We start from the raw sequence: 6,393 nt of genomic DNA, 5'->3' as shown, positions 1-6,393 counted from the left end.
GCTACATCAGCGAGGAGGGCATGGTGGAGGCCACCCACCAGACGCCGGACACGCTGTGCACCGCGTGCTTCTCGGGGGTCTACCCCATCGAGGTGCCGAGCGCGGACAAGCGCGGCAAGGACGTCCTGCGCGCCTGACGTCCGCGTAAACCCCTGGCGCCGGGCAGCGTGCGGGGAGGACGCTCGTGACATGGACATCCACCACGTCGATCCCGACGGCGACCTCGTCCCCCGGCTCGCGCGGCTGGGTGAGGAGGTCGGTGCGGTCGACTCTCCGTGGGCGCACCCGCTCAGCCTCCCGCGGTGGCGCAACCTCCTGCGCCGGGGATGGGACGGCGAGGCGCCGACCTACTGGCTCGGTCTGCAGGACGGCGCGGTCGTCGGCTCGGCGGGCCTGTGGGTCGGGCACTACGACAACCTCGACGCGGCCTGGCTCGACCTGTGCGTCCACCCGGAGCACCGACGCCACGGGCACGGCACCCGGCTGCTGGCGCACCTGCAGGCGCAGGCGCGCGCGGCAGGGCGGACGGTCGTGGGCGTCGACGCCTGGGAGCACGACGCCGCCCGGGCGTTCGCCGCCCGGTCCGGCTACGAGCAGAGGTCCGTGGGGGTGTCGCGGCGCCAGCACCTGGCCCGGCTGCCGGAGGGGTGGGAGGAGGCCGTCGAGCTGGCGCGCACCACGCACGCCGCGGCCTACGAGCTGGTCCGGGTCGCCGGCGCCCTGCCGGAGGAGCTGCTGGAGCCGGTCGCGGTCCTGTGGCACGGCATCAACGACGCTCCCACGGACGACCTCATCCTCGAGGACGAGGCCTTCCCGCCGGAGCGGGTCCGGGGTTACGAGGAGGCGCAGCTGGCCGGTCAGCGGCTCTACCACCTGGTCGCCCGGCACCGCAGCTCCGGCGAGCTCGGCGGGCACACGATCGTGGCGGTCGACGAGGGTCGCCCGCACCTGGCCGACCAGCACGACACCACCGTGGCCCCGACCCACCGCGGGAACCGGCTGGGTCTGGTGCTCAAGGGTGAGATGCTGCGGTGGCTGCGGGACGTCGAGCCGCAGGTCGAGGAGATCAGCACCTGGAACGCCGAGTCCAACGCGCACATGATCGCCGTGAACGAGCAGCTGGGCTACGAGGTGCTGGGTCGCGCGCTGTCGTTCCAGACGGTGCTGATCGACTGACCCGTGTCGCTGCGGCATACCCTTGTCGTGCCCGCCCGCAGCCGACCGAGGGATCACGCCATGTCCACACCTGTTGGCCAGCCCATCACCTACGCCAGCGCCGGTGTCGACGTCCACGCCGGAGACCGCGCGGTCGAGCTGATGAAGGACTCGGTGCGGCGCGCGCAGCGGCCCGAGGTGCTGGGCGGCCTGGGCGGCTTCGCCGGGATGTTCGACGCGTCGGCGCTCACGGGCATGCGCCGCCCGGTGCTGGCCACCTCCACGGACGGCGTCGGCACCAAGGTCGCGATCGCCCAGGCGATGGACGTGCACGACACGATCGGGCAGGACCTCGTCGGCATGGTCGTCGACGACATCGTCGTCAGCGGCGCCGAGCCGCTCTTCATGACCGACTACATCGCCTGCGGCCGGGTCGTCCCCGAGCGCGTCGCGGCCATCGTCTCCGGCATCGCGCGGGGCTGCGAGCTTGCCGGCGTGGCGCTGATCGGTGGCGAGACCGCCGAGCACCCCGGTCTGCTGGGACCCGAGGAGTATGACGTGGCGGGCGCGGCCACCGGGGTCGTCGAGCACGACGACATCCTGGGCCCGCACCGGGTGCGGAGCGGTGACGTGGTGCTGGCGCTGCCCTCCTCGGGTCTGCACTCCAACGGCTACTCCCTCGTGCGGCGGGTGGTCGCGGCCGCCGGCTGGGACTGGGACCGGCACGTCGACGAGCTCGGCCGGACGATCGGCGAGGAGTGCCTGGAGCCCACGCGGATCTACACCCGCGCGCTGCTGGAGCTGGTCCGCGCCGACATCGGGCTGCACGCGCTCTCGCACGTCACCGGGGGCGGGCTGGCCGCCAACCTGGCCCGGGTGCTGCCGAAGGACACCCTGGCCGTCGTCGAGCGCGTGTGGTCGCCGCCGCCGGTCTTCGGCCTCGTGCAGGAGCTGGGCCGGGTGCCGCTGGCGGACCTGGAGCAGACGCTCAACATGGGGGTCGGGTTCGTGGCGGTGGTCGCCCCCGAGACCGCAGCGCGGGCGCAGGAGGTCCTCGCCGCGCAGGGGACGGACTCCTGGGTGGTCGGGGCCGTCGCTCTCCCCGGCACGGCCGAGGGCCACGACGCTCCCGTGGTCCAGGGGGCCAAGGGCGTCGACGGGGGAGGGGTGCTGATGCTCGGGGACTACCCCGGCTGGGCACCTACCCCGCCGGCGTGACGAGCACCCAGTAGGTCGTCGGGCCGCGGCCGCCGACGTTGGCGGTCCACCGCCGGTCGCTCGCGTCCGGGCGCAGCTCGCGCCGGACCACCTCGTTGTCGGGCTCGGCCAGCACGACGCTGCGCGCGGCCTGCGGAAGCCGGATCTCCATCGAGGTCTGGGCGGTGTTGACCGGGACGTCCTCGAAGGTCCACGAGTCCCCGGTCGTCGCGTCGGCGGGCCTCTCGTGGCTCGCTGCCCAGAGCGTCAGCTCGGCGCCGGCCGCCGGCACCGGGTCGCACGCGGCCGCCTGCACCTCGTCCCACGTGGACTCCTGCGTCAACGGGGCGGTGCAGCTGCGCAGCTGGTAGGTCACGTCCTGGAAGTTCATGAACCGGTTGAAGGTCACCGTCGAGAGCACCGCCAGCGCCGCGAACAGCGCCAGCAGCACCCACGCCCGGTTGCGTCCCACCCGCCCCTTGACGACCGCGTCCTCGTCGGTCCAGCTCGCCTCGTGCCGTGCCCGTGCCATAGCGGGTCAGGCTACCCCGGTGCCGCTGGGGACCCCGGTCTGGACGGCCCACAGGTCGGCATAGGGGCCGGGCCGTGCGGTCAGCTCGTCGTGCGTGCCGGCGTCCACGAACCTTCCTCGGTCCAGCACCCAGATGCGGTCGGCGTGCCGCACGGTGGACAACCGGTGCGCCACCATGACGGTGGTGCGGCCCCGGCTGACCTCCTCCAGCGAGCGCTGGATGGCGGCCTCGGTCTCGTTGTCGACCGCCGAGGTGGCCTCGTCGAGGATGAGGACGGCGGGGTCGCGCAGGATCGCCCGGGCCAGCGCCAGCCGTTGCCGCTGACCGCCCGAGAGCGTCACCCCGCGCTCGCCGACGTGGGTGTCGTAGCCGTCCGGCATGCGGTCGACGAACTCGGCGGCCTGGGCCTGCTCGGCGGCGCGCACGACCTCCTCGCGGGAGGCGTCGGGACGGCCGTAGGCGACGTTGTCGGCGACGGAGCCCTCGAAGAGGAAGGCGTCCTGGGCCACGTACCCGAGCCGTCCCCGCAGGCCCTCCCAGGTGAGGTCGCGCAGGTCGGTGCCGTCGAGCGTGACCTGCCCCTCGCGCGGGTCGGCGAAGCGCAGCAGCAGCCGCAGCAGCGTCGACTTGCCGGCGCCCGTCGGGCCGACCACCGCGTGGACCTCGCCCGCCGGGACCAGCATCGACAGCTCGTGCAGGACCGCCGGGCCCTCGGCATACCCCGCGCTCACCCCGCGCAGCTCGAGCCTCCCGCTCACGGCCGCCGGCTCGTGGCTGCCCGGCAGGGTGAGGGGGCGCTCGTCGAGCAGCGCGAGGATGCGACGCACCGAGGCCATCGCCCGCTGGTAGAGGTCCAGGACCTCGCCGACGGAGGTGAGCGGCCAGAGCAGGCGCTGGGTCATGAAGACCAGCACCGAGTAGAGGCCGACCTCGAGCCGCCCGTCGAGGGTCATCCACCCGCCGAGCAGCAACGTGGTGGTGAAGCCGGCCAGGATCGCCATCCGGATGAGCGGGACGAAGGCGGCGGAGGCGCGGATGGCCTCGGCGTTGGCCACCCGGTAGTCCTCCGAGACCGCGCGCACCCGCTCGAGCTCGCGGCCCTCGGCGGTGAACGACTTGATCGTCGCCATCCCGCCGAGGTTGGCCGACAGCAGCCCGCTGATCCGGGAGACCGCGGTGCGCACGAGGGCGTAGCGGGGCTGGAGCCGACGCTGGAACCACATGGACCCGACGACGATGACCGGGATCGGCAGGAAGGCCAGCAGCGTCAGGGTCCAGCTGCTCGCGGCGAAGACCGCACCGACGAGGACGATGTTGAGCGCCAGGGCCCACAGCTTGTCCACGCCGGTGTCGAGGAAGCGCTCGAGCTGGTTGACGTCGTCGTTGACGACGGCCAGCGTGGTCCCGGTCGCGCGTGACTCGTGCCAGGCCATGTCCAGACCCTGGACGTGGGCGTACACCTCGAGCCGCAGGTCGTGCTCGACCTGCTGGGCCAGGTTGCGCCAGGTGAGCGCCGCCAGGTAGTCGAAGGTCGACTCCAGCACCCAGACGACCGCGTTGATGACCGCGAGCCAGACGAGCTGGTCCCGGCGGTCGCTGACGCCGAGCAGCCCGGCCACGAAGGAGTCGGAGCCGCGGACGACGACGTCGATCGCGGCTCCGATGAGCAGCTCGGGCATGACGTCCATGACCTTGCGGACCGTGGACAGCACGAACGCAAGCAGGACCCTGGTGCGGTACTCCCGGTAGCGGACCCAGAGCTGGGCCAGCGGGTGGGACGGTGTGGTGGGGCCGGGTGCCGGTGCGCCGCGCGGCGTTGGCTCAGTCCCGGTCGTCAGCGGTCCACTCGTCGTCGTCCTCGTCCTCGTCGACCGCGTAGGCGGCGTAGGGGTCGTCGTCATCCTCGTCGTCGTCGAGCTGCGTGAGGTCGAGGTCGACCTCCGTGCGTGGAGCTCCGTGAAGCTCGCGCTCGAGAGCGGTGAGGTCGGTGGACGGTGCTGAGTACTTCAGCTTCCGTGCCACCTTGATCTGCTTTGCCTTGGCTCGGCCGCGCCCCATGGCGTGACCCCCTTGTGTCGAGTCTGCCGAGGCGGCATCGCTGGCTGACGTGGTCAGGTCGCGGAGCCGGCTCGGGGATGTGAAAAGTCGTGGACTCAGGCTACATGAGACGACGCTCACGCCCCGCATCGGCTCAGCGGCGGCGTCGGCTCCAGGTCGTGCCCAGCAGCATCAGGAGCCCGAGCACCGCCAGGCCGAGGACCAACCAGGCCCAGCGGGGTATGCCGTCGCCGTCGCCCGCCGTCGCGGTCGTCGTCGTCGCGGGTGTCGTCGCGGGTGCCGTCTCCGTCGTCGCGGCACCGGTCGCCCCGGTCGTCGTGGCCTCGGCCGTGACCGTGACCTCGGGGGTGGCCGTGTCCTCCGCGGACGCCGTGGGCTCGGTCGACGCATCCCCGCCCGTCCCCGCCACCGTGAACAACAGCTCGCCGGAGATCGGGTGACCGTCCTGACTGGTCACCCGCCAGAGCACGTCGTAGGCCCCCGGCTCCAGCGGGGCCAGCGGCTGGACCACCTCCGCGCCGGAGATCTGGGGCGGTCCGTCGACGAGGTCGTCCCCGGCGCCCCCGGCAGCCCGGACGACCACCTGGGCACCGACCGTGGCGATCGCTCCCGTGAAGGTCAGCGTCAGCGACTCCGGTGCCGCCTGCACGGTGCTGCCGTCGGACGGGGTCGTCCCCACGAGCGAGTCGTGCGCCACCGCCACCTGCGCGGGTCCGAGGACCAGCCCGGCGAGCAGCAGGAGGAGCAGTGCGCGCAGCGTGCGGGTCATGGTTCCGAGTGTAGGAGCCGCGGGCGCCTACCCTGCCCAGGTGAGTCTCACGTCATACCGGACCCTGGCCTCCCCCGTGGTGGCGACGGTCGAGGAACGGCGCTCGGTGTTCGAGTGCTGGCTGCGGCGCGTCGACGACGAGGCGGCGGCGAGGGCCGTCGTGGAGGAGGCGCGGGCGACCCACGGCGACGCCCGGCACCACTGCTCGGCGTTCGTGCTCGGCCCCGGCGGCGCGACGACGCGCAGCAGCGACGACGGGGAGCCGGGCGGCACCGCGGGCGCCCCGATGCTGGAGGTGCTGACCCGCTCCGGGCTGACGGACGTCGTCGCCGTGGTGACCCGCTGGTTCGGCGGGACGCTGCTGGGGACCGGTGGCCTGGTGCGCGCCTACTCCGACGCCGTGCGGGCAGCGGTCGGGCAGGCCGAGGTCCTCACCCGGGTGCGCGTCGCCGAGGTCGACGTGCGGGTCGGCCACGACGTCGCGGGGCGCCTGGAGCACGACCTCCGCGCCCGGGGCGTGGCGGTCCTCGGTGCCAGGTACGGCGAGCAGGTCACCCTGCGCGTGCAGGTGCCCGCGGTCGGGAGCGCGGAGCTGCCGGGTCTGCTCGCCGAGCTGACCGGCGGGCGGGCGGCGACGGTGCCGGGCACCGGGGGCGAGGGTTGGCGGGACGAGGACTGAGG

At 73.5% G+C, this 6,393-nt stretch carries 7 protein-coding genes; 3 read left to right on the top strand and 4 right to left on the bottom strand.

What is annotated here, in order from left to right; translation table 11 throughout:
• Positions 1 to 189: 189 nt before the first annotated feature.
• Together ACI3ET_RS12320 and purM are read left to right on the top strand one after the other, a co-directional pair.
• Positions 190 to 1,176, top strand: coding sequence for a GNAT family N-acetyltransferase (locus ACI3ET_RS12320; protein WP_405033348.1), 987 nt, complete (start codon positions 190 to 192; stop codon positions 1,174 to 1,176).
• A 60-nt stretch (positions 1,177 to 1,236) separates the two neighbouring features.
• Positions 1,237 to 2,373, top strand: coding sequence for a phosphoribosylformylglycinamidine cyclo-ligase (purM, locus tag ACI3ET_RS12315; RefSeq protein ID WP_405033347.1), 1,137 nt, complete (start codon positions 1,237 to 1,239; stop codon positions 2,371 to 2,373).
• Here purM and ACI3ET_RS12310 read toward each other — a convergent pair.
• The 4 genes from ACI3ET_RS12310 to ACI3ET_RS12295 form a co-directional block, all read right to left on the bottom strand.
• Complete coding sequence (locus ACI3ET_RS12310) at positions 2,357 to 2,884, bottom strand: hypothetical protein (RefSeq protein ID WP_405033346.1); 528 nt, start codon at positions 2,882 to 2,884, stop codon at positions 2,357 to 2,359. The genes purM and ACI3ET_RS12310 overlap by 17 nt on opposite strands.
• Before the next feature lie 6 nt (positions 2,885 to 2,890).
• The gene (locus ACI3ET_RS12305) at positions 2,891 to 4,786 is read right to left on the bottom strand and encodes an ABC transporter ATP-binding protein (RefSeq protein WP_405033345.1); all 1,896 of its coding nucleotides are present in this window, start codon (positions 4,784 to 4,786) and stop codon (positions 2,891 to 2,893) included.
• Complete coding sequence (locus ACI3ET_RS12300) at positions 4,707 to 4,907, bottom strand: DUF3073 family protein (protein WP_405033344.1); 201 nt, start codon at positions 4,905 to 4,907, stop codon at positions 4,707 to 4,709. The genes ACI3ET_RS12305 and ACI3ET_RS12300 overlap by 80 nt, the downstream gene beginning before the upstream one ends.
• 169 nt (positions 4,908 to 5,076) lie before the next feature.
• Positions 5,077 to 5,712 (bottom strand): copper resistance CopC family protein, encoded by a 636-nt coding sequence (locus tag ACI3ET_RS12295; RefSeq protein WP_405033343.1) that lies wholly within the window; start codon positions 5,710 to 5,712, stop codon positions 5,077 to 5,079.
• Positions 5,713 to 5,752: 40 nt separating this feature from the next.
• On the opposite strand from ACI3ET_RS12295, the gene ACI3ET_RS12290 reads away from it, so the two are divergent.
• Positions 5,753 to 6,391: an IMPACT family protein gene (locus ACI3ET_RS12290; RefSeq protein ID WP_405033342.1), complete on the top strand. Its 639-nt coding sequence runs from the start codon at positions 5,753 to 5,755 to the stop codon at positions 6,389 to 6,391.
• Positions 6,392 to 6,393 lie beyond the last annotated feature (2 nt).

Origin of the sequence: Ornithinimicrobium jinqii, from assembly GCF_045032595.1 — a bacterium.
Classification (GTDB): domain Bacteria; phylum Actinomycetota; class Actinomycetes; order Actinomycetales; family Dermatophilaceae; genus Ornithinicoccus.
Note: the sequence above shows the minus strand (reverse complement) of the source record. Positions and strands in the feature narration are given on the sequence as shown.

Bases quoted from the DNA above. Each gene is read 5' to 3' on its own strand.
- ACI3ET_RS12310 (WP_405033346.1), bottom strand. From the start codon at position 2,884: ATGGCACGGGCACGGCACGAGGCGAGCTGGACCGACGAGGACGCGGTC.
- ACI3ET_RS12295 (WP_405033343.1), bottom strand. From the start codon at position 5,712: ATGACCCGCACGCTGCGCGCACTGCTCCTCCTGCTGCTCGCCGGGCTG.
- ACI3ET_RS12320 (WP_405033348.1), top strand. From the start codon at position 190: ATGGACATCCACCACGTCGATCCCGACGGCGACCTCGTCCCCCGGCTC.
- purM (WP_405033347.1), top strand. From the start codon at position 1,237: ATGTCCACACCTGTTGGCCAGCCCATCACCTACGCCAGCGCCGGTGTC.
- ACI3ET_RS12305 (WP_405033345.1), bottom strand. From the start codon at position 4,786: ATGACGACGACCCCTACGCCGCCTACGCGGTCGACGAGGACGAGGACG.